Annotated in this window: 18 protein-coding genes; 14 read left to right on the top strand and 4 right to left on the bottom strand. The window is 70.8% G+C overall.

Features of this window, described 5'->3' with window-relative positions:
• Nucleotides 1–181: 181 nt before the first annotated feature.
• Nucleotides 182–2401: a (Fe-S)-binding protein gene (locus ACWDAK_RS34460; protein WP_427395732.1), complete on the bottom strand. Its 2220-nt coding sequence runs from the start codon at nucleotides 2399–2401 to the stop codon at nucleotides 182–184.
• Between the two features lie 292 nt (nucleotides 2402–2693).
• On the opposite strand from ACWDAK_RS34460, the gene dnaK reads away from it, so the two are divergent.
• The 5 genes from dnaK to ACWDAK_RS34435 all read left to right on the top strand — a co-directional run bounded on the left by dnaK (nucleotide 2694) and on the right by ACWDAK_RS34435 (nucleotide 8142).
• Entirely contained in the window at nucleotides 2694–4532 is a 1839-nt protein-coding gene (gene dnaK, locus ACWDAK_RS34455; RefSeq protein ID WP_344639212.1) for a molecular chaperone DnaK, read from the top strand.
• Nucleotides 4529–5137: a nucleotide exchange factor GrpE gene (gene grpE / locus ACWDAK_RS34450; RefSeq protein WP_344639211.1), complete on the top strand. Its 609-nt coding sequence runs from the start codon at nucleotides 4529–4531 to the stop codon at nucleotides 5135–5137. Before dnaK ends, grpE begins: the two co-directional genes overlap by 4 nt.
• 111 nt (nucleotides 5138–5248) lie before the next feature.
• Nucleotides 5249–6397 carry a molecular chaperone DnaJ gene (gene dnaJ, locus ACWDAK_RS34445; RefSeq protein ID WP_344639210.1) on the top strand — a complete coding sequence of 383 codons (1149 nt, stop codon included), beginning with the start codon at nucleotides 5249–5251 and terminating at the stop codon, nucleotides 6395–6397.
• 4 nt (nucleotides 6398–6401) lie between these two features.
• Entirely contained in the window at nucleotides 6402–6938 is a 537-nt protein-coding gene (locus ACWDAK_RS34440) for a heat shock protein transcriptional repressor HspR (RefSeq protein WP_427395731.1), read from the top strand.
• Between the two features lie 214 nt (nucleotides 6939–7152).
• Entirely contained in the window at nucleotides 7153–8142 is a 990-nt protein-coding gene (locus ACWDAK_RS34435; protein ID WP_344639208.1) for a LuxR C-terminal-related transcriptional regulator, read from the top strand.
• A 130-nt stretch (nucleotides 8143–8272) separates the two neighbouring features.
• Here ACWDAK_RS34435 and ACWDAK_RS34430 read toward each other — a convergent pair whose 3' ends face one another.
• Nucleotides 8273–8455, bottom strand: a complete 183-nt coding sequence (locus ACWDAK_RS34430) for a hypothetical protein (RefSeq protein WP_344639207.1) — start codon at nucleotides 8453–8455, stop codon at nucleotides 8273–8275.
• A 337-nt stretch (nucleotides 8456–8792) separates the two neighbouring features.
• Here ACWDAK_RS34430 and ACWDAK_RS34425 point away from each other — a divergent pair, with 337 nt between their 5' ends.
• Complete coding sequence (locus tag ACWDAK_RS34425) at nucleotides 8793–9419, top strand: hypothetical protein (RefSeq protein ID WP_344639206.1); 627 nt, start codon at nucleotides 8793–8795, stop codon at nucleotides 9417–9419.
• 10 nt (nucleotides 9420–9429) lie between these two features.
• Here ACWDAK_RS34425 and ACWDAK_RS34420 read toward each other — a convergent pair whose 3' ends face one another.
• Nucleotides 9430–10410 carry a LuxR family transcriptional regulator gene (locus ACWDAK_RS34420; RefSeq protein WP_344639205.1) on the bottom strand — a complete coding sequence of 327 codons (981 nt, stop codon included), beginning with the start codon at nucleotides 10408–10410 and terminating at the stop codon, nucleotides 9430–9432.
• Nucleotides 10397–11365 carry a LuxR C-terminal-related transcriptional regulator gene (locus tag ACWDAK_RS34415; protein ID WP_427395730.1) on the bottom strand — a complete coding sequence of 323 codons (969 nt, stop codon included), beginning with the start codon at nucleotides 11363–11365 and terminating at the stop codon, nucleotides 10397–10399. Before ACWDAK_RS34415 ends, ACWDAK_RS34420 begins: the two co-directional genes overlap by 14 nt.
• 598 nt (nucleotides 11366–11963) lie before the next feature.
• On the opposite strand from ACWDAK_RS34415, the gene ACWDAK_RS34410 reads away from it, so the two are divergent.
• From ACWDAK_RS34410 to pyrE, 8 genes are all read left to right on the top strand, one after another.
• Nucleotides 11964–12896: a LysR family transcriptional regulator gene (locus tag ACWDAK_RS34410; protein WP_344639203.1), complete on the top strand. Its 933-nt coding sequence runs from the start codon at nucleotides 11964–11966 to the stop codon at nucleotides 12894–12896.
• A gap of 170 nt (nucleotides 12897–13066) precedes the next feature.
• The gene (gene clpB, locus ACWDAK_RS34405) at nucleotides 13067–15682 is read left to right on the top strand and encodes an ATP-dependent chaperone ClpB (RefSeq protein ID WP_344639202.1); all 2616 of its coding nucleotides are present in this window, start codon (nucleotides 13067–13069) and stop codon (nucleotides 15680–15682) included.
• A gap of 296 nt (nucleotides 15683–15978) precedes the next feature.
• Complete coding sequence (locus ACWDAK_RS34400) at nucleotides 15979–16521, top strand: type III secretion system chaperone family protein (RefSeq protein WP_344639201.1); 543 nt, start codon at nucleotides 15979–15981, stop codon at nucleotides 16519–16521.
• Between the two features lie 423 nt (nucleotides 16522–16944).
• Nucleotides 16945–18105 (top strand): pyridoxal phosphate-dependent aminotransferase, encoded by a 1161-nt coding sequence (locus ACWDAK_RS34395; protein ID WP_427395729.1) that lies wholly within the window; start codon nucleotides 16945–16947, stop codon nucleotides 18103–18105.
• Nucleotides 18106–18793: 688 nt separating this feature from the next.
• A complete protein-coding gene (locus ACWDAK_RS34390; RefSeq protein ID WP_344639199.1) occupies nucleotides 18794–19423 on the top strand; it encodes a DUF2617 family protein in 630 nt (209 codons plus the stop codon).
• Between the two features lie 89 nt (nucleotides 19424–19512).
• A complete protein-coding gene (locus ACWDAK_RS34385; protein ID WP_427395728.1) occupies nucleotides 19513–21252 on the top strand; it encodes a spermine/spermidine synthase domain-containing protein in 1740 nt (579 codons plus the stop codon).
• Between the two features lie 291 nt (nucleotides 21253–21543).
• Nucleotides 21544–22875, top strand: coding sequence for an SRPBCC family protein (locus ACWDAK_RS34380; RefSeq protein WP_427395727.1), 1332 nt, complete (start codon nucleotides 21544–21546; stop codon nucleotides 22873–22875).
• Nucleotides 22876–23046: 171 nt separating this feature from the next.
• A complete protein-coding gene (gene pyrE / locus ACWDAK_RS34375; RefSeq protein WP_344639196.1) occupies nucleotides 23047–23583 on the top strand; it encodes an orotate phosphoribosyltransferase in 537 nt (178 codons plus the stop codon).
• Nucleotides 23584–23695: the final 112 nt, after the last annotated feature.

Raw genomic sequence — 23695 nt, 5'->3', positions numbered from 1 at the left:
AGCAGGCACGTTCCAACGGCTGCTTGATCTTTATCACTGAATCATTGAAGAACCCCACGGACGATCGACCAGCTGCTTAAACGAACATTAACGGTCGACAAAGATCAAGACGGTTGGAATGAGTACGGCCCCCATCCCCGGGCAGGGGACAGGGGCCGAACATCGACGGCTACGCCGCAGGTCAGACCTCGACCGGCGCCGGATCCGGCACCGGCTGGGCCTTCACCGAGTCGAGCAGCAGCTGGGCCACATCGACCACCTTCAGGTGTTCCTTTGCGGCACCCTCGTTCTTCTTGCCGTTGACCGAGTCGGAGAGCATCACCAGGCAGAACGGGCAGGCGGTGGAGACGATGTCCGGGTTGAGCGACAACGCCTCGTCCACGCGCTCGGTGTTGATGCGCTTGCCGATCCGCTCCTCCATCCACATCCGGGCACCACCGGCGCCGCAGCAGAAACCGCGCTCCTTGTGGCGGTGCATCTCCTGCTGGCGCAGACCCGGGACCTTGTCCATGATCTCGCGCGGCGGGCTGTAGACCTTGTTGTGGCGGCCCAGGTAGCAGGGGTCGTGGTAGGTGATCAGGCCCTCGACCGGGTTGACCGGGATGAGCTTGCCCTCATCGATCAGGTGCTGCAGCAGCTGGGTGTGGTGGATGACCTCGAAGTGGCCACCCAGCTGCGGGTACTCGTTGGCGATGGTGTTGAAGCAGTGCGGGCAGGTGGCGACGATCCGCTTGACCGGGGCGTCCTCGAGCGCCGCGTTCAGCGTCTCGACGTTCTGCGCGCCGAGCATCTGGAACAGGAACTCGTTGCCCAGGCGGCGGGCGGAGTCACCGGTGCAGGACTCCTCCTTGCCGAGGATCGCGAACTTGACGCCCGCGGTGTGCAGCAACTCCGCGAAGGCCTTGGTGGTCCTCTTGGCCCGGTCCTCCAGGGCGCCGGCGCAGCCGACCCAGTACAGGTACTCGACCTCGGCGGGCTCGATGTCCTCGCCGATGATCGGCACCTCGATGCCGGTCTCCTTCTTGAGCTCCTTGACCCAGTCCAGGCGGGCCTTGGTGGCCATGCCCCACGGGTTGCCCTTGTTCTCCAGGTTCTTGAGCATCGTCCCGGCCTCGGTCGGGAACGAGGACTCGATCATCACCTGGTAGCGGCGCATGTCGACGATGTGGTCGATGTGCTCGATGTCGACCGGGCACTGCTCGACGCAGGCACCGCAGGTGGTGCAGGACCACAGCACGTCCGGGTCGATGACGCCGTTCTCCTCGGCGGTGCCGATCAGCGGGCGCTCGGCCTCGGCCAGCGCGGCGGCCGGCACATCGGCCAGCTGCTCAGCGGTCGCCTTCTCCTCGCCCTCCATGTCCTTGCCGCCGCCGGCCAGCAGGTACGGCGCCTTGGCGAAGGCGTGGTCGCGCAGCGACATGATCAGGAGCTTGGGCGAGAGCGGCTTGCCCGTGTTCCAGGCCGGGCACTGCGACTGGCAACGCCCGCACTCGGTGCAGGTCGAGAAGTCGAGGATGCCCTTCCACGAGAAGTGCTCGACCTGGGAGACGCCGAAGACGGCGTCCTCGGCCGGGTCCTCGAAGTCGATCGGCTGGCCGCCGCTGGTCATCGGCTGCAGCGCGCCGAGCGCCACCGCGCCGTCGGCGTTCCGCTTGAACCAGATGTTCGGGAAGCCCAGGAAGCGGTGCCAGGCGACACCCATGTCGGTGTTCAGCGAGACGGTGATCATCCAGATGAAGGAGACCGAGATCTTGACCGTCGCGGTCAGCCAGAGCAGGTTGTGCAGGGTGCCGACACTCAGCCCGGAGAACGCCTTGACCAGCGGGTACGAGACCACGTACGCGGCCGAGTAGTGGTCGACCCCGGCCTGCGCGCCCTCCAGGCCGCGCAGGGTCAGGATCGCCGCACCGATGATCAGGATGACCGCTTCGATGAAGTACGCGAAGCCCATGTTGGAGCCCGCGAAGCGGGACTTGCGGCCCGCCTTGTTCGGCAGGCTCAGCTGGCGGATCACGGTCAGCACCGCGATGCCGAGGAAGGTCACCAGGCCGAGCAGCTCCTGGAACACCAGGTACGGCGTCCAGTCACCGACGACCGGGACCTCGAAGTCCGGATCGAAGAGCTGACCGAACGCGCCGACCAGGGTGAGGATCAGCGCGTAGAAGCCGACGGCGACGCACCAGTGGGCGACACCGACGACGCCCCACTTGTTCATCCGGCTGTGCCCGAGGAACTCCCGGATCAGGGTTACCGTGCGGGCCACCGGGTCGTTGATCCTCGATCCGGCCGGGACGGGCTGGCCGAGCCGGACGAACCGGTAGATCTGCGCGATGGCACGAGCGAACAGCGCCACGCCGACCACGGTCGTGCCCAGTGAGATGAGGATCGCTGCTAGCTGCATCCGGCTTCTCCGTACTCCAGTGGCGGTGAAGGTATAGGTCGGTCAAGTGTACTCGTGGGTAACTTAACCACCCACCGGCCGGACCTTACCGTCCATTAGCACTGATCCAGAAGGTGCTCAAGATATGGCGGCAGTCACGTAAGGCCATACTCACTCATTCAGGCGAAAACGGAAGGGGCGGACCGCTCCCGCAGCAAAGTTGAGTCGACTCGACTCATAGCTGTTGACTCGTTCGTGCCCCTCGTGCATGCTTGAGCCCGTAAAGCTCAACTTCTCGTCGGAGGTATCCACGATGGCACGTGCGGTCGGCATCGACCTCGGTACGACTAACTCGGTCGTCAGCGTTCTGGAGGGCGGCGAGCCCACCGTCATCACGAACGCCGAGGGCGCCCGGACCACGCCGTCCGTCGTCGCCTTCGCTAAGAACGGCGAGGTCCTGGTCGGCGAGGTCGCCAAGCGTCAGGCGGTCACCAACGTCGACCGCACCATCCGGTCGGTCAAGCGCCACATGGGCACCGACTGGAAGATCAACCTGGACGGCAAGGACTTCAACCCCCAGCAGATCTCCGCCTTCATCCTGCAGAAGCTGAAGCGCGACGCCGAGGCCTACCTGGGCGAGACCGTCGCGGACGCGGTCATCACCGTCCCGGCCTACTTCAACGACTCCGAGCGCCAGGCCACCAAGGAGGCCGGCGAGATCGCGGGTCTGAACGTCCTGCGCATCGTCAACGAGCCGACCGCCGCCGCCCTGGCCTACGGCCTGGACAAGGACGACCAGACGATCCTGGTCTTCGACCTCGGTGGTGGCACCTTCGACGTCTCCCTGCTGGAGATCGGCGACGGCGTCGTCGAGGTGAAGGCCACCAACGGTGACAACCACCTCGGTGGTGACGACTGGGACCAGCGGATCGTCGACCACCTGGTGAAGGTCTTCCAGGCCGGCCACGGTGTCGACCTGTCGAAGGACAAGATGGCCCTGCAGCGTCTGCGCGAGGCCGCCGAGAAGGCCAAGATCGAGCTGTCCTCGTCCTCCGAGACCTCGATCAACCTGCCCTACATCACCGCCTCCGCCGAGGGCCCGCTGCACCTGGACGAGAAGCTCACCCGGGCCCAGTTCCAGCAGCTGACCGCGGACCTGCTGGAGCGCTGCAAGGTTCCGTTCCACAACGTCATCAAGGACGCCGGCATCCAGCTGTCCGAGATCGACCACGTGGTCCTGGTCGGTGGCTCGACCCGCATGCCCGCCGTCTCCGAGCTGGTCAAGGAGCTGACCGGCGGCAAGGAGGCCAACAAGGGCGTCAACCCGGACGAGGTCGTCGCCATCGGCGCCTCGCTGCAGGCCGGTGTCCTCAAGGGCGAGGTCAAGGACGTCCTGCTGCTGGACGTCACCCCGCTGTCCCTCGGCATCGAGACCAAGGGCGGCATCATGACCAAGCTGATCGAGCGCAACACCACGATCCCGACCAAGCGCTCGGAGATCTTCACCACGGCCGAGGACAACCAGCCGTCCGTGCAGATCCAGGTCTACCAGGGCGAGCGCGAGATCGCGGCCTACAACAAGAAGCTCGGCATGTTCGAGCTGACCGGCCTGCCGCCGGCCCCGCGCGGCCTGCCGCAGATCGAGGTCACCTTCGACATCGACGCCAACGGCATCATGCACGTGGCCGCGAAGGACCTCGGCACCGGCAAGGAGCAGAAGATGACCGTCACCGGCGGCTCCTCGCTGCCGAAGGACGAGGTCGACCGGATGCGCCGCGAGGCCGAGCAGTACGCGGAGGAGGACACCAAGCGCCGCGAGGCCGTCGAGACCCGCAACCAGGGCGAGCAGCTCGTCTACTCGACCGAGAAGTTCATCGCCGACAACGCCGACAAGCTCCCGGCCGAGGTCAAGACCGAGGTCGAGACCGCGATCGCCGAGCTGAAGGAGAAGCTCAAGGGCGAGGACATCGCGGCGATCCGCGAGGCCACCGAGAAGGTCTCCACCACCGCGCAGAAGCTGGGCCAGGCCCTCTACGCACAGAACGAGGCCGCCGGCGCCCCGGCCGGTGACGCCGCCGCCGGTGCCGCCCACGACGACGTCGTCGACGCCGAGATCGTCGACGAGGACAAGCCCAAGGGTGGTGCGGCATGACGGAGAAGCGCCAGGGCGGCAAGCCCGGCGACGACTCCGCCGCCGAGGAGGCCGTTCTCAAGGCCGCCGAGGAGGCCGTCGCGGACGCCTCCGCCGACGAGGTCGCCGCTGCCAAGCGCGAGGCCGCCGAGCGGACGGCCGACCTGCAGCGCCTCCAGGCCGAGTACCAGAACTACCGCAAGCGGGTCGAGCGCGACCGGCTGACGGTCCGCGAGATCGCGGTCTCCAACATCCTGGAGACCCTGATCCCGGTACTGGACGACATCGGCCGGGCCCGCGAGCACGGCGAGGTGACGGGTGGCTTCAAGTCCGTCGCCGATTCGCTGGAGACGGTCGTCGCCAAGCTGGGCCTGCAGCAGTTCGGCAAGGAGGGCGAGCCCTTCGACCCGACCATGCACGAGGCGCTGATGCACAGCTACTCCTCGGACGTCACCGAGGACACCTGCGTGCAGATCCTCCAGCCCGGCTACCGCATCGGCGAGCGGATCATCCGCCCGGCGATGGTCGCGGTGGCCGAGCCCCAGCCGGGGAGCCAGAGCACGTCCGCCCAGGAGGCCTCCGAGAAGTCGGAGTCCGACAAGGGTGACGGTGCGGCCGAAAGCTGACACTCTGTGCGCTGCGGAGTCGTACGTCGTCCATCGTTGCGACGGACGGCTCCGCAGCGCCGTATCCGCGAGCATTGACCGGTTTTTCTGGCCTGGGAGGTGGCGGCAGCCATGAGCACCAAGGACTACGTGGAGAAGGACTACTACAAGGTCCTCGGTGTGCCCAAGGACGCCACCGCCGCCGAGATCAAGAAGACGTACCGCAAGCTGGCCCGGGAGTTCCACCCCGACGCCAACAAGGGTGACGCCAAGGCCGAGGAGCGTTTCAAGGACATCTCCGAGGCGTACGACGTCCTCTCGGACGAGAAGCGCCGCAAGGAGTACGACGAGGCCAGGTCGCTGTTCGGCGCTGGCGGCTTCCGCGGCGGTGGGGCCGGCGGCGGCAGCTACAACTTCGACTTCGGCGACCTGTTCAGCGGCTCGCAGGGCGGCGGCGGGGGCATCGGCGACGTCTTCGGCGGGCTGTTCGGGGGCCGCGGCGGCCGGCAGGCCCAGCCGCGCCGGGGCGCCGACGTCGAGACCGAGGTGACGCTGAGCTTCGAGGAGGCCGTGGACGGTGCCACCGTCCCGCTCCGGATGACCAGTCAGGCCCCGTGCCGTAGCTGTTCCGGCACCGGCGCCAAGGCCGGCACCACGCCCAGGGTCTGCCCGACCTGTGTAGGCGCGGGCACCGTCAGCCGGGGTCAGGGCGCCTTCGCGCTCTCCGACCCCTGCCGGGACTGCAAGGGCCGCGGCATGCTGGTCGACGACCCGTGCACCGTCTGCCACGGCAGCGGCCGCGCCAGCTCCGCCCGCACCATGCAGGTCCGGATCCCCGCCGGAGTGCAGGACGCCCAGCGCATCCGGCTCAAGGGCAAGGGTGCCCAGGGCGAGCGCGGTGGCCAGCCCGGCGACCTCTATGTCACGGTCCACGTGGACTCGCACCCGGTCTTCGGCCGCAAGGGCGACAACCTCACCGTGACGGTCCCGGTCAGCTTCCCCGAGGCCGTGCTCGGCGGCACCATCGAGGTGCCGACGCTGAACGGCCCCGCCGTGAAGCTGAAGCTGCCGCCCGGCAGCGCCAACGGCCTCACCATGCGGGCTCGTGGCAAGGGTGCCACCCGCAAGGACGGCACCCGCGGCGACCTGCTGGTCACCGTGGAGGTCGTGGTCCCCAAGAACGTCACCGGCGACGCACTGAGCGCACTGGAGCACTATCGCGAGGCCACCGCCTCGGACGACCCGCGTGCCGCCCTCTTCAAGGCGGCGGAGGGAGCGTGAGCAGATGAACCAGGACCAGACCGGCTCCGGCAACCCGATCGGCCCGGGCCTCGGGGAGGGGCTCCCGGGCGGTCCCCGCCCGGGCCGGGCCTCCTCGTCCCGTGCCAACCCCGCGGGTAGGACCAACTACGTGCTGACCGAGGACACCCCGGTCTACGTCATCTCGGTGGCCGCCGAGCTGTCCGGCCTGCACCCGCAGACCCTGCGTCAGTACGACCGCCTCGGCCTGGTCTGCCCCGACCGGACGGCGGGCCGCGGCCGGCGCTACTCCGCCCGTGACATCCAGCAGTTGCGCGACGTTCAGCGCCTGTCCCAGGACGAGGGCATCAACCTGGCCGGCATCAAGCGCATCATCGAGCTGGAGAACCAGGTCACCGCCCTCCAGTCCCGCATCGCCGAGTTGGTCGGCTCCCTGGAGGACGCCGCCATCACCCTCCAGCAGCGCGAGGCCGCCGTCCACGCCTCGTACCGCCGGGACCTCGTTCCGTACCAGCAGGTCCAGCAGTCGAGCGCTCTGGTGGTGTGGCGGCCGAAGCGGTAGAACGTAACGGACCGTCACAGCCGACCGCCGACCATCCCTCCCATCGGGGGGTATCGGCGGCCGGCCTGTAATGGGAGAGTACTCACCGGTGGGCTGGTTGCTCAGACCATCATCAAATCCCAGCTGACACACAGTGATCACAGCTTAAGATCCCTGGTGCACCAGACTTTGAGTCACACGGACTGCTTGTCCGGCCGACGACAGGGAGCCGCAGATGGGTGGGCGAGAGCAGCCAGGACATGTCCCGGGACCACGGACCCTGTCCACGGATGCGCGCGCCCTCTACCTGAAGGCAATCCGCGAGAATGGCCGCCTGCTCAGTGGCCACGGCGAATTCGGCGAGAGCACCGCTCTCGCCGAGCTGCTGGAACTCGGGCTCCTTATCCCCGATAGCGAGGAACCAGATGCGCTACTGGCTGTCGACCCGGCCCAGCTGTCAGCCAGCCTGAGCTCGATATGGCAGCGCCAGGCACTCGATCTGCTTTCGCGCGCCGTCTCCCTGCCACTCGATCTCAGTGAACTCGCCGAGGCTTTTCACACCCCCGACAAGACCGGCGGAGCAATCGAATACGTCCGCGGGAAAGCACTGATCAATCAGCGGCTTCAGCAGGGTATGGCGGGTGGAATCACCGAGGGCCTTGCCATGCAGCCCGGCGGACCGCGACCTCCCGAACTCCTGGCCTCAAGCCTCCAGCGGGATCTGGAAAGCGTTCAGCACGGCGCCACGATGCGAACGATTTACAACGCCAGCACTCGATACCATCAGCCGACCCGTGACTACGTGGCGAAGCTGTCCGGGGAGGGCTGGCAGTTCAGGACACTCGATGAGCCCTACGCCCGCCTCATAGTCGTCAACCGGAGATTCGCCGTAATCCCCGTGGCCGGCGATGATCTGGCCGCCTTCATCTACGACCAGGCGGTCGTGAACTTCCTCGCCGAGGAGGTTTTCGAGCGCAACTGGAGTCGGGCGCTGGAGTTCGACGGCAATCGCACCGTCCCACAGCAGGTGGTGTCCCGCCTCCGGCGGACCATAATCGAGCTGCTGCTGTCCGGCACGAATCACCGCGTCATCGCGCGCAGACTCGGCATCAGCGAACGGACGCTCGCGCGGCATATCGCGGAAATGCGGGAGGAGTACAACGTCGACTCCCTGTTCCAGCTCGGCTACGTGCTCGGACGCACGCACCGCGAGGAGCCCGACTAGCAGCGGAACGCTGGGAGGACTCCCGACTCCCGACGGAAGGGGTGTTCCCGGCATCTGCAGGGGGACAGCCGCCCACCTGGAGACTCAGTCCCCACGCCCGGGAACCACCTCAACGACCGCGACCGGCCCCTCAGCCCCAGTTGAGATCGCTGGCAGTGACCTGCGGTGCGTTCTGCACCTGGACGCCCGCAGCCTGCGTTGTGCCGCTCGGCGCCTGCGCGATGCTCACTGAGAGGAAGCCGGCAGCCAACACGGTCGCAGTGGTGGCAACCGGCATCACGATCTTGCGGACAAACCGACGCATACCAGACACGACCCACCCCTTTCTGCAAGTTTCGCGAGTCGAACTTTATAGAACTGGCGCCCACATGATGCCGCACTTGCGAGGCGGTGTCATCCGTCAGCCCGTCGACAGTGCGTCATCTCCCTGCCAGGCATCCAGATGACAGGACGCAAACCTGGACGCGGCCGCCGCCCTCGATGGACGATCAGTTCGCTCCCGATAGTCTCGCCAAGATCGCCATTCTTGCCGATGTACCTTCAAATATCTCGAGATAGCAGCGCACCATCAAGTTTTTGCTTGAGTTGCCCCCATCAACAGAGCCTGCCGGTATCCCCCGATACCCGGTCGGCCGTCCCCCGGAGTCGACATGAGTGAGCCCTACCTGCGCCAGCGCGCCGTCCAGACCCCCGAGGGTCGGCGCGCACGGGTGTTCCTGGCCGCGCCGCTGATGCGGTTGACCGGTCCGGCCGACAGCGTGGTGACCCTGGCCAGCCGGACCAGGCTGACCACCCTCCGCTCGACGCTGCTCCGCAGCGGCGCGGCCGTGTACAGCGCTCACCACAGCGACGCCTGGACCGTGGAGGGACGGGCCCCCGAGCCCCGGGTGCCGTCCGACTTCCGCGCGCTGCAGACCGCCGACCTGGTCTTCGCCTACGTCGGCGCCCCGCTCTCGGCCGGTGTGAGCCTGGAGCTCGGCTGGGCCTCCGCGCTGCGCAAGCCGGTGGTGCTGCTGGTGGACGAGGCGATCACGCACAACCCGCTGATCGCCACCATCGAGCAGGTCGCACCGGTGCTGCCGCTGGTCTTCGACGACACCTGGTCCCAGGAGGCGCTGCGCCACACCGTGGAGACCGCGCTCGACTGGGCGGGCATGGCCCTCTCCCTTCGCGAGGGCTTCTGGACCGCCCCCGGTGACGCGTTCCCGACGCCCCGCCAGGAGCGCCCGGCCTCCGGCCCGTTCGACTACTGGGGCTCCGAGGTAGCGACCGGCTGACCACCGCGCGTCACTCACCCGACGGCACCTCGCTTCCCCGCATCTGCCAGCCGAGTTGGAACAGCGTCTGGGCGTCGTACAGCTCGCGCAGCCGGGAGATATGACCCGCGACCGTGCGCTCGCTCAGCCCCAGCCGACCGGCTACCACCCGCTGGGTCAGCCCTTGAGCCAGGAGCCGGCCGACCTGCTCATGGGCCGGGACCGCGCCGCCTTCCGGCTTGGCGCTGCGCCACTGGACCCGCTCGGCCCGCTCCCAGTCCCGCTCGAACACGCCCACCAGGAAGGCCACCACCGCCGGGTCCTCGATGAACGCCGCACTGCTGTTGTCCGCGGCGGCCGGGATCACCGCGATCCGCCGGTCGAAGATGAGCATGCGGGTGAACGGTTCGGCCAGGATCCTGATCTGCTCGCCCCATTCACTGGTGACCGCCGCGTACTGGAGAGTTGACGGATCATCCCTGACCTCGGGCTGGTAGATCGTCCGGCTGCTGCCACCCCTGTCGAGGAACCGACGCAGACGTTCCATCGACTGGGCCAGATGTCCCGCCGGCCGTGGTCCGGGCTGCGCCGCCGATATCTCCTCTCGGCTGTCGGCCTCGATCTGGAGGATCCGATGCCGGATCTCCTCCATGTCGTCGACGTGCTGCACCTCGCTGGAGCGGTCCACCTTGCGCGGAGAGGCGTCGTAGGCCTCGGTCAACTCGCCCAGTAGCGAAGGCATCTGCTCCGCCTGAACCAGCATCTGGGTGCCCGCCGCCCGCAGCCCGGCGCTGATCCGCTCGCCGACCGAGCGCGGGTTCACCGCCGTCAGGGAGGCGTCCTCGGTGTGGTGCACCAGCAGCCCGAGCTCGAGCAGCCGCAGCACCGCCGGCGCGTCCGACTCGGCGACGTCCCGGAACAGCACCCGTCCGCCCTGCTCCAGCACCGCGAAGTACAACGCCCGCTCGGCCTCGTCCGGCAACGCGACCAGCCCGGCCTCACTCACCGTCACGCCCCTCACCCCGCATCAACCATCCGAGCTGGAAAAGCGTTTGGGCGCCGTAGCGGGCCCGCAGCCGGGCGATGTGTCCGGCGACCGTGCGCTCGCCGAGTCCCAGCCGGGTGGCGACGGCCCGCTGGGTGAGGCCGGCAGCGAGCAGGCGGCCGACCCGGTCGGGGGCGGAGTGGGTAGTGGTCCGCGCCTTGGGGGCGGACCAGCGGACGGCATCGGCGCGGGCCCAGTCCCGCTCGTGGACGGCGAGCAGGAAGGACAGGACGGCCGGGTCGGTGAGGAAGGCGGCCCGGCTGTGGTCGTCGGCCGCCGGGACGACGGCCACGGCACGGTCGATGATGATCATCCGCTGGAACGGCTCGTCCAACACCCGGACCTCGCCGCCGTGTTCGGTGATCGCGACCGCGTAGTCCACGGTGGCCGGTTCGCCCAGCACCACCGGCTGGTAGAGCGCGCGCAGCGACGCACCCCGGCGCACCAGCTCCAGATCCTGGCGCCGGGCCAGGGTCATGGTCTCGGGCTGCCTCGGTCCCGGTTGGGCGGTGAGCAGTTCGTGCCGGCACTCCGAGACCAGTTCGGCGACCCGGTGGCGGATCCGTTCGCCGCCTTCCAGGACCACCGGTGCCAACGGGTCCACGGGGGGCTTTCGGACCGAGTCGTACGCGCGGGCCAGTCCGTCCAGGACGGTCGGGAGTTCCTCCGCCTCCAGCAGCAGGCGGGTGGCCGACGAGCGCAGCCGGGCGCCGATCCGTTCGGCCACCGCGCGCGGGCTGACCGCGAAGTACGCGTCGTCGAGCGGGTTCTCCATCAACAGGCCGATCCGGACCAGTTCGTCCCGGGCCGCCGAGTCCGCGGCGGAGATGCCCGTGGCCGGTATCCGGCCGCCTTCGGCGAGCACCGCCAGATAGAGCCGGCGGGCGGCCTCACCCGGTACTCCGGATCCCTGGTCGGCCACCGGATCCGCACCCAATTCGAGCACCCCTGCCGACTTCCCTCTGCCGTCCTCTGCCGTTCTGGATCATGATCTCAGCAGGCTCGGCCGTCGGAGTCGCTGGAGCCCTGTAGCTGCGGGCCCCCCGGGGCCAGGCGCGGCTGCGCTCTGAAACCCGCGGGAAGCCCGCTGCGGCACGCCATTGCCGAGGCGCTTTCGGAGAGGCGGAGCAGCAACGCCTCTCCGACTCCGGTTCCGGGGGCCATCACCACACATGGCGTCCCGTCCGGCGCTCTTCCCCCCGATGCGCGTCGGCATGGTCCGAAGACCCTGCGCACCCACGTTGAAGAGCAAGTCGCCGTCCTCAGGCTGCGGTTGCCTGGACGACCTGGCGTGGCTCCACCCTCACAGCGGGAGGCTGACGGAACAAGTGGCGTCCGGTTGCAGGTTCCCGCAAGTGCAGGAACATGCAGGGAGCCGGGCCGGGCGGCCATGGGGTTTCCCCGTCTTTACCAGCATTTGTACTTGCTGACGCGCACTTGACAACTGCTAGGTGGGGCCACCTGGCCGGGGTCGGCGACGGCACGGCCCGGCCCGGCCGATGAAGACATAGGCTGGCCCTATGGCTCTCTCAACCCACGTTCCCGAGCTCGGCGCGCTGGAACTGCTGCTGGCGGTGGCCCGGCTGGGCAGTGTGGGCCGGGCGGCGGCGGAGCTGGGCGTGAGCCAGCCGGCCGCGAGCGCCCGGATCAAGGGGATGGAGCGGCAGATCGGGGTGGCGCTGCTGGAGCGGTCGCCCCGCGGTTCACGGCCGACCGAGGCCGGGCAGCTGGTGGTGGAGTGGGCGCGCGGCGTGGTGGAGGCGGCCCAGGCACTGGACGCGGGCATCGACGCACTGCGCGGGAGCCGGGACGCCCGGCTGCGGGTGGTGGCCAGCCTGACGGTGGCCGAGTACCTGATGCCGGGGTGGCTGCTGGCTCTGCACGAGGCCAACCCCGGCACGGCGGTGACGCTGCGGACGGCCAACTCCGCCGATGTCGCCGCCCAGGTGCTGGCCGGGCAGGCGGACCTCGGCTTCGTGGAGGGCCCGCGGTCGCCCGCCGGGCTGTCCGGTGCGGTGGTGGCCGCCGACCGGCTGGTGGTCGTGGTCGCACCGGACCACCCCTGGGCGCGCCGCTCGGTGATCACCGGGCCCGAACTGGCGGCGACCCCGCTGGTGCTGCGCGAGCCGGGGTCCGGCACCCGCGAGGTGCTCGACCAGGCGCTGACGCCCTTCGGCGGCACGGCCCCGCCCCGACTGGAGCTGGCCTCCTCCACCGCACTCAAGGCGGCCGCGATGACCGGTGCCGGGCCGGTCTGCCTGAGCGAACTGGTGGTGGTCGAGGAACTGGCCACCGGGCGGCTGGTGTCCGTACCGCTGGAGGGGGTCGACCTGCACCGCCCGCTGCGCGCGGTCTGGCCCGCCGGCCAGCGCCCCAGCGGGCCCGCCCGCACCCTGCTGGGCCTCACCCGCAAGACCGGACGGACGGGGGACGCGGGAGCCTCGAGAAGGTAGCCCCGGCTGCGCACGGCCCGCCGGGACGCTCCGGGCGCAGCGGCCGTCCGCCACGCGCGGCTCCCCGCGCCGCCCGGGCCGCACCCGGCCTCCCGGAGCAAACCTGAGTGGAATAGACTCAACTTAGTGCATGCTGTACGAGTCACCATTTTGAGAGGAGCACGCCAGCAGTGGATGCCAGCAAGTTCACCAGCAAGACCCAGGACGCCCTGTCCGCCGCGATCCGCCAGGCCAGCGCCGCAGGTAACCCGGACGTCAAGCCGGTGCACATCCTGCTGGCCCTGCTGGAGCAGCCGGAGGGCATCGCCCGCCCCCTGCTCGAGGCGGTCGGCGCGGACGTCGCAGCCGTCACCGCCGCCGCCCGCCGGCAGCTGACCGCGCTGCCCAGTGCCATGGGCTCGACCGTGTCCGCACCGCAGCTCGCCCGGGACACCATGGCCGTGCTCACCGAGGCCGGCAAGCGCGCCGAGGACCTGGACGACCAGTACGTGTCCACCGAGCACCTGCTGGTCGGCCTGGCCGCCGAGGGCGGCCCGGTCGCCGACCTGCTGAAGCAGCACGGCGCGACCCCCAAGGCACTGCTGGCCGCGTTCAAGGACGTCCGGGGCAGCGCCCGGGTCACCTCCCCCGACCCGGAGGGCACGTACAAGGCGCTGGAGAAGTACGGCACCGACCTCACCCAGGCCGCCCGCGACGGCAAGCTGGACCCGGTGATCGGCCGGGACCAGGAGATCCGCCGGGTGGTCCAGGTGCTCTCCCGCCGCACCAAGAACAACCCGGTGCTGATCGGCGACCCGGGTGTCGGCAAGACCGCCGTGGTCGAGGGGCTGGCCCAGCGGATCGTCGCCGGTGACGTGCCCGAGTCGCTGCGCGGCAAGCGGCTGGTCGCCCTGGACCTCGGTGCGATGGTCGCCGGAGCCAAGTACCGCGGCGAGTTCGAGGAGCGCCTGAAGGCCGTCCTGAACGACATCAAGGACAGCGACGGCCAGGTCATCACCTTCATCGACGAGCTGCACACCATGGTCGGCGCGGGTGCGGGCGGCGACTCCGCGATGGACGCGGGCAACATGCTCAAGCCGATGCTGGCCCGCGGCGAGCTGCGCATGGTCGGCGCCACCACGCTGGACGAGTACCGCGAGCGGATCGAGAAGGACCCGGCGCTGGAGCGCCGCTTCCAGCAGGTGCTGGTCGGCGAGCCCAGCGTCGAGGACACCATCGCGATCCTGCGCGGGCTCAAGGGCCGCTACGAGGCGCACCACAAGGTGCAGATCTCGGACGCCGCCCTGGTCGCCGCCGCCACCCTGTCCAACCGCTACATCACCGCCCGCTTCCTGCCCGACAAGGCCATCGACCTGGTGGACGAGTCCGCCTCCCGGCTGCGGATGGAGATCGACTCCTCCCCGGTCGAGATCGACCAGCTCCAGCGCGCCGTGGACCGCCTGCGGATGGAGGAGCTGGCGCTGGAGAAGGAGTCCGACCCGGCCTCGGTCGAGCGGCTGGGCAAGCTGCGCCGCGATCTGGCCGACAAGCAGGAGGAGTTGAGCACCCTCAACGCCCGCTGGGAGCAGGAGAAGAAGAGCCTCAACCGGGTCGGTGAGCTCAAGGAGCGCCTGGACGACCTGCACGGCCTGCTCGAACGGGCCCAGCGCGACGGCGACTTCGAGCGCGCCTCCAAGCTGATGTACGCCGAGATCCCGGCCGCCGAACGGGAGTTGGCCGACGCCCAGGCCAGGGCGGCGGACGAGGACGCGAGTGCCGCGATGGTCAAGGAGGAGGTCGGTCCGGACGACGTGGCCGATGTGGTCGCCTCCTGGACGGGCATCCCGGCGGGCCGGCTGCTGGAGGGCGAGAGCGCCAAACTCCTGCGCATGGAGGAGGAGCTGGGCCGCCGCCTGATCGGCCAGAAGGAAGCCGTCCAGGCCGTCTCGGACGCCGTGCGCCGCACCCGGGCCGGCCTCTCCGACCCGGACCGCCCGACCGGCTCGTTCCTCTTCCTCGGCCCGACCGGTGTCGGCAAGACCGAACTCGCCAAGGCCCTCGCCGGCTTCCTCTTCGACGACGACCGGGCGATGGTCCGGATCGACATGAGCGAGTACGGCGAGAAGCACTCGGTCTCCCGCCTGGTCGGCGCCCCGCCCGGGTACGTCGGCTACGAGGAGGGCGGCCAGCTCACCGAGGCGGTCCGGCGCCGCCCGTACAGCGTGGTGCTGCTGGACGAGGTGGAGAAGGCCCACCCGGAGGTCTTCGACGTGCTGCTCCAGGTGCTGGACGACGGCCGCCTCACCGACGGCCAGGGCCGGACGGTCGACTTCCGCAACGCCATCCTGATCCTCACCTCCAACCTCGGCAGCCAGTACCTGGTCGACCCGGGCACCCCGGAGGAGCGGAAGAAGGAGCTGGTGCTGGACACCGTGCGCAGTGCCTTCAAGCCGGAGTTCCTGAACCGGCTGGACGACATCGTGGTCTTCGACGCCCTCGGCACCGCCGAGCTGAGCCGGATCGTCGACCTCCAGGTCGCCAGGCTCGGCGCACGGCTGCACGAGCGCCGACTCACCCTGGACGTCACCGAGGCGGCCCGCGACTGGCTGGCACTGACCGGTTACGACCCGGCCTACGGGGCGCGGCCGCTGCGGCGGCTGGTGCAGTCCGCGATCGGCGACCAGCTGGCCCGGGCGATCCTGGCCGGCCAGGTCCGCGACGGGGACACCGTGGTGGTCGAGCGCGACGAGGCCGGCGACCAGCTCACCGTACGGGCCCAGCACCCGGTGACCTCGCTGGAGAAGTGACCCCGGGGCCGGGACGCACCGTCCCGGCCCCGGCTCCACGAACTGCGCGATGACCTGTGCGTTGACCTGCGGGATGACCTGTGCAACGACCTCCTCCGGGACGTCGCCGAGGCGGTTCCCGGGGTGGTCGCGAGGACGGTCCAGGACCGGCAAACCGGCCCGTTCTGGATCTTCCGGGCGGACGCGCAGGCGTCCCCTGTGTCGTGAGCGCGGAATGAGGCAGGATGGGGACATGGAAGGGCGGCCCCTCAGTTCCAGCCACCCTTGTGCACTGAGAATACGAAGGACCTCCCATCATGAGCATCGACCCGTCGTCCATCCCCTCCTTCGGCGCGCCGCAGCCCCCGCAGGGTGGCCGCCCCGCCGGTCCGCCGCCCGTGGTCGTCCCCGACCAGGCCCTGGTGGCGCAGTTGCTCGACCAGATGCAGCTCAAGCACCTGGTGGACGACGAAGGCGACCTCACCGCGCCGTGGGACGGCTTCCGCGTCTACTACATGTTCCGCGGTGAGCAGAAGGAACTCTTCGCGGTGCGCGCCTTCTACGACCGCGCGTACCCGCTCGAGGACAAGCACGAGATCCTCGACCTGATCGACGAGTGGAACCGCGAGACCCTCTGGCCCAAGGTCTACACCCACACCCACGAGGACGGCGTGGTCCGCCTGATCGGCGAGGCCCAGATGATCGTCGGCACCGGCGTCAACCTGGACTACTTCGTCACCACCACCGCCAACTGGACCCAGGCCGCCGTCGGCTTCGAGCAGTGGATCATCGAGCGCCTCGGGCTGCAGAAGGACATCGAGGGCGAGCAGGGCGAGGACGACTCCTCCGACGAGGGCTGACCCCGCGCGCACGCGTCCGGGCCCGCCACCCCCGCCCGGGGGCGGCGGGCCCGGACGCGTCGGGGCCCGTCCCCAAGCCGCTGTCCGACACCGTGGCGGCCCCGCCGCGGGAGGGGATCGGGCGCCGGCCTCCGTGGTCGGCGTGCGGCCCCGGATCCGCCCGGACCCCTCGTCAACTGTCCGCCCCCCGGCCGGTACCCCGTTGGGGTGCCACGCGCGGGACACGCCGCGCGGGAGACTGTCCGTCGTTTCTCCGCTCTCCGGATCATCGGACGTTCCTTGGCCCCGCGCCGACCGCTCTCCAGACGTTCCCGCCGACCGGCGCGTGGCGGCGACGGACGCGATGTGCTTCTCCCGCAGTGGACTTGTCGTCCTCCGCCCGCACCCGGAGGATGGTCGCACCACGAACCGCGAGGAGCCGAGATGGGTGCGCGACCGCTGTTGAACCGCAGGCTGGCGGGGCTGGGGACGACGATCTTCGCGGAGATGTCCGCGCTGGCCGCGGCCACCGGCTCGATCAACCTCGGCCAGGGCTTCCCGGACACCGACGGGCCCCGGGAGATCGCCGAGGCCGCCGCCGAGGCGGTACTGACCGGACGCGGCAACCAGTACCCGCCCGGCCCGGGCATCCCCGGGCTGCGCACCGCCATCGCCGAACACCAGCAACGGTTCTACGGGCTGGCGTACGACCCGGACAGCGAGGTACTGGTCACCGCCGGTGCCACCGAGGCCATCGCCGCCGCGTTGCTGGCACTGCTCGAACCCGGCGACGAGGTGATCGCGTTCGAGCCCTTCTACGACTCCTACGCCGCCTGCATCGCGATGGCCGGCGCCGTACGCGTGCCGCTGACGCTCCGCCAGCCGTCCTTCCGCCCCGACCTGGACGAGCTGCGCTCGCTGATCACCCCGCGCACCCGTCTGCTGCTGATCAACACCCCGCACAACCCCACCGGCACCGTCCTCACCCCCGCGGAGCTCGCCGCCATCGCCGAACTCGCCGTCGAGCACGACCTGCTGGTCATCACCGACGAGGTCTACGAGCACCTGGTGTTCGCCACGGGACACCACCCGATCGCGGGCCTCCCCGGTATGCGCGAGCGCACCGTCGCCATCTCATCGGCCGGCAAGACCTTCTCCTTCACCGGCTGGAAGGTCGGCTGGGTGACCGCGAGCGCTCCCCTGGTCTCGGCGGTCCGCACGGCCAAGCAGTACCTCACCTACGTCAGCGCCGGCCCCTTCCAGTACGCCGTGGCCGAGGCCCTGCACCTGCCCGACGGCTACTTCGACGCCCTCCGCGCCGACCTGCTGCGCAAGCGCGACCTGCTCGCCGACGGCCTGTCGGCCGCCGGCTTCCAGGTCTTCAGCCCAGAGGGCACGTACTTCATCACCACCGACATCACCCCGCTCGGCGAGAAGGACGGCCTGGAGTTCTGCCGCTCGCTGCCCGAACGCTGTGGTGTGGTCGCCATCCCCAACGTCGTCTTCTACGACAACACCGAGGCCGGGCGCAGCCTGGTGCGGTTCACCTTCTGCAAGCGGGGCGAGGTCCTGCGGGAGGCCGTCGAACGGCTCGGGCGGCTCTGAGCCCGGTCGGCGAATGGCGCCGCGTCGCTCAATCCCCGGCAACGGGCGGCGAGTTCACACCGATGCGGCAGAGATCGCCTACCGGGGCGAACAGGTCGGCTGGGGCCTCACCACCGACCGCCAGCGGCGGGCACCGAGCGCTGGCCGCGGCCGCCGCGCCGTCCCGGGATGCCCCGGGCCCGGCCGTCGGCGGCCGCCGCTTCCCCCGTCCCGGCCACCGCTGCCCGGTCGAGCGCCGGACCGCTCGGCGGGGTGCCCGCCGTTCCCCGGTGGACCATCGGGCGCAAGCGGAATGATCAGGATCGGTTCCCGGTGCGTCAGCTCGACCGAGAGGGCGCATAACTCACAACTGCCCGCCAGTTCACACCAGTCACGCCGGGCGCGCGAGGCGCACGCCGGGCGCCTGGGACGTGCACCCGGCATGAATAGGCTCGCATCGGACAGACTTGTTCATGCCTCTGATCAGACCGCGAACGCGGCTGCATCCAGAACGGTGAATGGCTGGCAAAGATGGGTAAATCCCTGACGGACCCGGAGAATTCGTGCTTCTCTGCTGCTGAATCTCCAGCCGGAATCCTTCCTTCCATGGTCGGCCGCGCCAGTGACCGCAGCACAGCCTTCTACAGCCCGCCATCAGCGGGGTCTGCTGCTCGGCCGGCGCGCACGGAGTTGAAAAGCGGAGTCGAGCATGCTCACCACACTGCAGACCTCCTACACCGACACCTGCGCCGGTGACCTGGCTTGGCGCCTGGGCGGCGACCCGCTGCCCGCGCTCGCCGTACACAACCTGATCCTGGACAGCCCGGACGGCATGGACACCCGGAGCGGTCCAGGCGGCCGGAGGGAGGACGACGCGCCGGCCGCGCGGGCCGGTGGGACGCTGCAGCTGCGCCTGCTCGGCGCCTCCCACCAGGTGATCCTGGCCGCGAGACCGGGCGAGTGCCTCGAGACCGTCGCCTGCATGCCGGGGCAGCGGACACCGCTCCCGGCCCGGGTGGCCAAGCAGGTGGCGGGCTGGGAGTACGAGTTCGCCGCCCGGATCGAGGAACTGCCACGGCACATCTTCGCCGCCAGGGCCCAGGAACTGCTGTCGCTGGTCGAGGGCCACCCCCGGGCGCTGGCCGGGGTCTTCCCCGGCGATCCGAGCGCCTTCACCGCCCTGATGGCCCATGGCGACCAGCACCGCGTGCTGTGGCGGACCTGGCACGCGTACCCGCAGGAGGGCCGGCTGGTCTGCACCCGCTCCTCCCTGGTGGTGCGCAGCGCTCCGCCGGATACCGTCGGCCCGGCGGTTCACCCCGACGGGTCAAGCAGGTAACCCGTGCTGATGAGGCGTCAACTCCACGCGCCACCCTGTCCCCCGAATGGGCGCAGCCCCGAGCGCCGTACGTCGCCTAGCGTTTGTTCATGATCAACCAATCCGCGGGCCCGCCGGCGCAGCCGGGCCTCGACTCCGCAGACCCTGCCCTGATCGGCCGGATCGGTGCAGGGGCGGTCCGCGCCCGGGACGCCATACCGGGCGGGCGGCTGCGCCGGCCGGCCCGGCCGCTGGTGCTGCTCGCCGCGTTCGTCTGCGCGGCCTGCGGTCTGGTCTACGAGCTGGAACTGGTCGCCCTCGGCGGCTACCTGCTCGGCGACTCGATGACCCAGACCTCCGTGGTGCTGTCCGTCATGGTCTTCGCGATGGGCGTCGGCTCGCTGCTCGCCAAGCGGCTGGCCCGCCGCCCGGCCACCGCCTTCGCCGCGATCGAGTGCGCGCTGGCGTTGGTCGGCGGACTCTCGGTGCTGATGCTGTACTCCTGCTGGGCCTGGCTCGACCAGTACCGGGCGACCATGGCCGGACTGGTCGGGATGACCTTTGTGATCGGGGCGCTGATCGGCGCCGAGATCCCGCTGCTGATGACGCTGATCCAGCGGATCCGCTGCGAGGACGCCGGCCGCGCCGCCGCCGACCTGTTCGCCGCCGACTACGTCGGCGCGCTGATCGGCGGGCTGGCCTTCCCGTTCCTGCTGCTGCCCACCTTCGGCCAGGCCACCGGGGCGCTGCTGACCGGGGCGGTGAACGCCGTCGCGGGCGCGGCCGTGGTGCTCTGGCTGTTCCGGGAGGAGCCGCCGCCCCGGGCCCGGACGCTGCTGTGGACCGGCTGCGGCCTGGTGCTGGCCGCGCTGGCCGCAGCCGCCGCCTTCACCGGTGCGATCGAGCGGGCCGCCCGGCACGCCCTGTACGGGGCCCAGGTCCGCTTCGCCGCCCAGAGCCGGTTCCAGGAGATCGTGCTGAGCGGACCCGCCCGGCCCGCCGTGCCCTGGGCGGCTCCCTGGGCCCCGGCCGTCGTCGAAGCCGCCGACCGGGTCCCGCCGCAGCGCACCGGGGGCCCGTCGCGGGTGAACGGTCCCTCCGATCCGCCACTGGAGCTGTTCCTGGACGGCCGGTTGGCCGTCTGCGGCCCCGACGAGTACCGGGACCACGAGGCGCTGGTCCATCCCGCGCTGGCCGCCGGCCCCGGCGCCCGGGTCCTGGTGCTCGGCGGCGACGGGCTGGCGCTGCGCGAGGTGCTGCGGCACTCCCGGGTGCGGTCGGTGGTGGTGGTCGAACAGGACCCGGCGCTGCCCGCCCTGGTACGCGCGGACCCGGCGCTCAGCGCGCTCAGCGAGCACGCCTTCGACGACCCACGGGTCCGGCTGGTCGTCGCCGATCCGCTCCGCTGGCTGCGTTCGGACCGCAGGTCGACGCGTGAGCCGTTCGACGTCATCGTCTCCGACCTGCCCGGGACCGACGGGCGGCGCGGCGAGAAGTACGCGTCGCTGGAGTTCTACGGCCTGGCCGCACGCCGGCTGGCGCCGTACGGGCGCCTGGCGGTCCGGACCGGACCGGTCGGTCCCGCGCTCTGGTCGGCCGAGGCCGGGCTGCGGGCGGTCGGACTGCGCACCGTCCCGTACCAGGGGGAGGACGGCGGGCACCAGTGCTCGGGCAGGCCACTGCCTGGTTCGGCCTTCGTACTGGCCGGGCGGGAGCAGCCCGTGCTGGCACTCGGTGCGGACGCCCCGGCGCCGCGCTCGCTGACCGCCGCCGGGCTGCGCGAGGCCGCCCGGCGGCTGGCCGAGCGCCGTCCGACCGGGGCGGCGGCGCCGATCACGCTGCTCGGGTGAGCGCGGCCGTCCCGGACCTGCTCCGCCCGGGCCCGGGCTCGCCCGGCCCGCTCTGTCCGACGCGGCACGAGACGGCATCCGAGACGGCGTCAGGGGCGCACGGCCTACCGGGATGTCCCGTTCCATCGCGTCCACCGCGGGGTGTCCGCCGCGGGGTGCTCGCCGCGCACGCACCCGGCGAAGTCGGATGACTGCACTGAGTGAGCCGGTCGGGCGACGGGGACGGCACCGGTGCCAAGAACCTGCCCGCTAGCTCTCGCCCCGGGTGGACGGGTCGGTAGGCTCGCGGGCATGGAGCATGAGGTTGTCGTCCCGCTGCCGGCCGCCGTCGTCCAGCTGGCCATGCAGGATCCGGAACTGCTGGTCCGCTGTGTGCCCGGGCTGAGCACCGACGCCGATGAGGACGCCGAGGCCGGCGCCGCCGAGGACGCCGCGAAGAACGCCGCCAAGAAGTCCGGCAAGGGCGGCCGGAGCCGGAAGAACGCCGCCAAGAAGGCCTCGCGGTACGCGTTCGGCGACGAGATCGGCGGCCGGCTCCGGCTGCGGATCGGCGGCTCCACCATCACCTACCGTGGCGTGCTCTCGCTGATCGAGGGACGGGAGGGTGTCCTCACCGCCTTCGGCGAGGGCCAGGAGTCGCGGGGCAGCGGCGAGGCGAGCGCGACCGTCAGGATCGCCGTCGCCCCGGCCGACGACGAGGAGACGCCGAGCACCGCCCTGCGGTTCACCGGCGACCTGAGCGCGAGCGGCCGGCTGGCCGAGCTGGACTCCGCCACCCTGGCCGCGGCCGGTCGTCGACTGCTGGAGCGGTTCGCCGCCGCGCTGGCCGCCGAGGCCGCCGGCGAGGAGCCGCCCGGCGCCACCGTCGTCTACCTGGAGGCCCACGCCCCGGGCTTCGGCAGCGACCTGGACGAGGACCTCTCCGACTTGATCCCCTTCTCGGACGAGGCCGTCTTCGCGAAGAGCCAGGAGGAGCCCGCCGAGACCACCGAGACCACCGAGACCGCTGAAGCCACCGAGACCGCTGAAGCCACCGAAGCCGCCGAGGCCGCCGAGGCCGCCGAGGCCGCCGAGGCCGAGACCGCCTCTCCGGAGGCCGGGGCCGCCGAGCCGGAGGAAGCGACCGCCGGGGCGGCTGAGGCTGCGGAGGCCGAGGAGACTGCCGAGGCAGCCGAAGAGGCAGCCGAGACGGGCGTGACGGAAGGGGCCGGTGCGACCGAGGCGGCGGAAGCCGCACAGGGTACGGGCGAGACCGAGGAGGAAACGGTCGAGGAGGCGGTCGAGATCCCCGACTCCCCGGCGGGCCTGCCCTACGAGTTCGAGCAGGAGTACGAGCAAGGTCTCGGCTCGGCGGACGAACCGCTCACCGGCCCGGTGCGCCGGAGCATCGTCGGCCGCTCGGCCGAGGAGGTGGACCACGCCCCGCCGCGCGGCCGGTACGCGCCCGCGCCGCCCGCCCGCAGCGCCCGTGACCGGGCCGCCACCCGCTGGGCCGGAACGGACGTGACCCCGGTCAGCGGCGGCCCGATCGGTGACCGCGGCGCGATGCCGTGGGTGATCGGCGGTGGAGTGGCGCTGATCGGTGGCGCGGTGATCCTGGTGCGCGCCCTCCGCCGACGCTGACGCCCCCAGGGGAGACGGGACCGGGTCCACCGGCGACCCGCGGTTGCGCACGCACGCTGGCCCGGGTGCGACCGGCCGCATGCGCGGCCGGTTCCGGCTCCACGGGTTCCGCCGTGCCGGTGCGGGCCCTTCGCGGTCGCGCAGGGGCTCCGGGGCCTAGACTGGCTGCTCATGAACAATGACCGCGACGCCCTGCTGGCGCAGATCAAGGACAAGGCCGTCGTACACGGCAAGGTCACCCTCTCCTCCGGCCTGGAGGCCGACTACTACGTGGACCTGCGCCGCGTCACGCTGGACGCCGAGGCGGCGCCGCTGGTGGGCAAGGTCATGCTGGACGCCACCGCGGACCTGGAGTACGACGCCGTGGGCGGGCTGACCCTGGGCGCCGACCCGGTGGCCACCGCGATGATGCACGCCGCCGCCGCCCGCGGCCGCAAGCTCGACGCCTTCGTGGTCCGCAAGACGGGCAAGGCGCACGGTCTGCAGCGCCGGATCGAGGGCCCGGACGTCAAGGGCCGCCGGGTGCTGGCGGTCGAGGACACCTCCACCACCGGCGGTTCGGTGCTCACCGCCGTCGAGGCGCTGCGTGAGGCCGGCGCCGAGGTGGTCGGCGTCGCGGTGATCGTGGAGCGCGGCGCAGCCCCGGCGATCGAGAAGGCGGGTCTGCCCTACTACACCGCCTACACCCTGGACGACCTGGGCCTGTAAACCCGGAGGTCGAGCAGGGCTGCAGGTCGCGCAGCTCGGTGTCGGCCCAGCCGGACTTCATCGACGCGGCGAGCTCGTCGGAGATCTCACCGTAGAGGCCGTTCTTCCGGCC

This window comes from Kitasatospora sp. NPDC001175 (assembly GCF_053598215.1).
This window is presented reverse-complemented; position numbering and strand designations above follow the sequence as displayed.

What these genes read in the sequence shown, in the direction of transcription:
- ACWDAK_RS34460 (WP_427395732.1), bottom strand. Translation starts at nt 2,401, where the DNA reads ATGCAGCTAGCAGCGATCCTCATCTCACTGGGCACGACCGTGGTCGGC.
- dnaK (WP_344639212.1), top strand. Translation starts at nt 2,694, where the DNA reads ATGGCACGTGCGGTCGGCATCGACCTCGGTACGACTAACTCGGTCGTC.
- grpE (WP_344639211.1), top strand. Translation starts at nt 4,529, where the DNA reads ATGACGGAGAAGCGCCAGGGCGGCAAGCCCGGCGACGACTCCGCCGCC.
- dnaJ (WP_344639210.1), top strand. Translation starts at nt 5,249, where the DNA reads ATGAGCACCAAGGACTACGTGGAGAAGGACTACTACAAGGTCCTCGGT.
- ACWDAK_RS34440 (WP_427395731.1), top strand. Translation starts at nt 6,402, where the DNA reads ATGAACCAGGACCAGACCGGCTCCGGCAACCCGATCGGCCCGGGCCTC.
- ACWDAK_RS34435 (WP_344639208.1), top strand. Translation starts at nt 7,153, where the DNA reads ATGGGTGGGCGAGAGCAGCCAGGACATGTCCCGGGACCACGGACCCTG.
- ACWDAK_RS34425 (WP_344639206.1), top strand. Translation starts at nt 8,793, where the DNA reads ATGAGTGAGCCCTACCTGCGCCAGCGCGCCGTCCAGACCCCCGAGGGT.
- ACWDAK_RS34410 (WP_344639203.1), top strand. Translation starts at nt 11,964, where the DNA reads ATGGCTCTCTCAACCCACGTTCCCGAGCTCGGCGCGCTGGAACTGCTG.
- ACWDAK_RS34400 (WP_344639201.1), top strand. Translation starts at nt 15,979, where the DNA reads ATGAGCATCGACCCGTCGTCCATCCCCTCCTTCGGCGCGCCGCAGCCC.
- ACWDAK_RS34395 (WP_427395729.1), top strand. Translation starts at nt 16,945, where the DNA reads ATGGGTGCGCGACCGCTGTTGAACCGCAGGCTGGCGGGGCTGGGGACG.
- ACWDAK_RS34390 (WP_344639199.1), top strand. Translation starts at nt 18,794, where the DNA reads ATGCTCACCACACTGCAGACCTCCTACACCGACACCTGCGCCGGTGAC.
- ACWDAK_RS34385 (WP_427395728.1), top strand. Translation starts at nt 19,513, where the DNA reads ATGATCAACCAATCCGCGGGCCCGCCGGCGCAGCCGGGCCTCGACTCC.
- ACWDAK_RS34380 (WP_427395727.1), top strand. Translation starts at nt 21,544, where the DNA reads ATGGAGCATGAGGTTGTCGTCCCGCTGCCGGCCGCCGTCGTCCAGCTG.
- pyrE (WP_344639196.1), top strand. Translation starts at nt 23,047, where the DNA reads ATGAACAATGACCGCGACGCCCTGCTGGCGCAGATCAAGGACAAGGCC.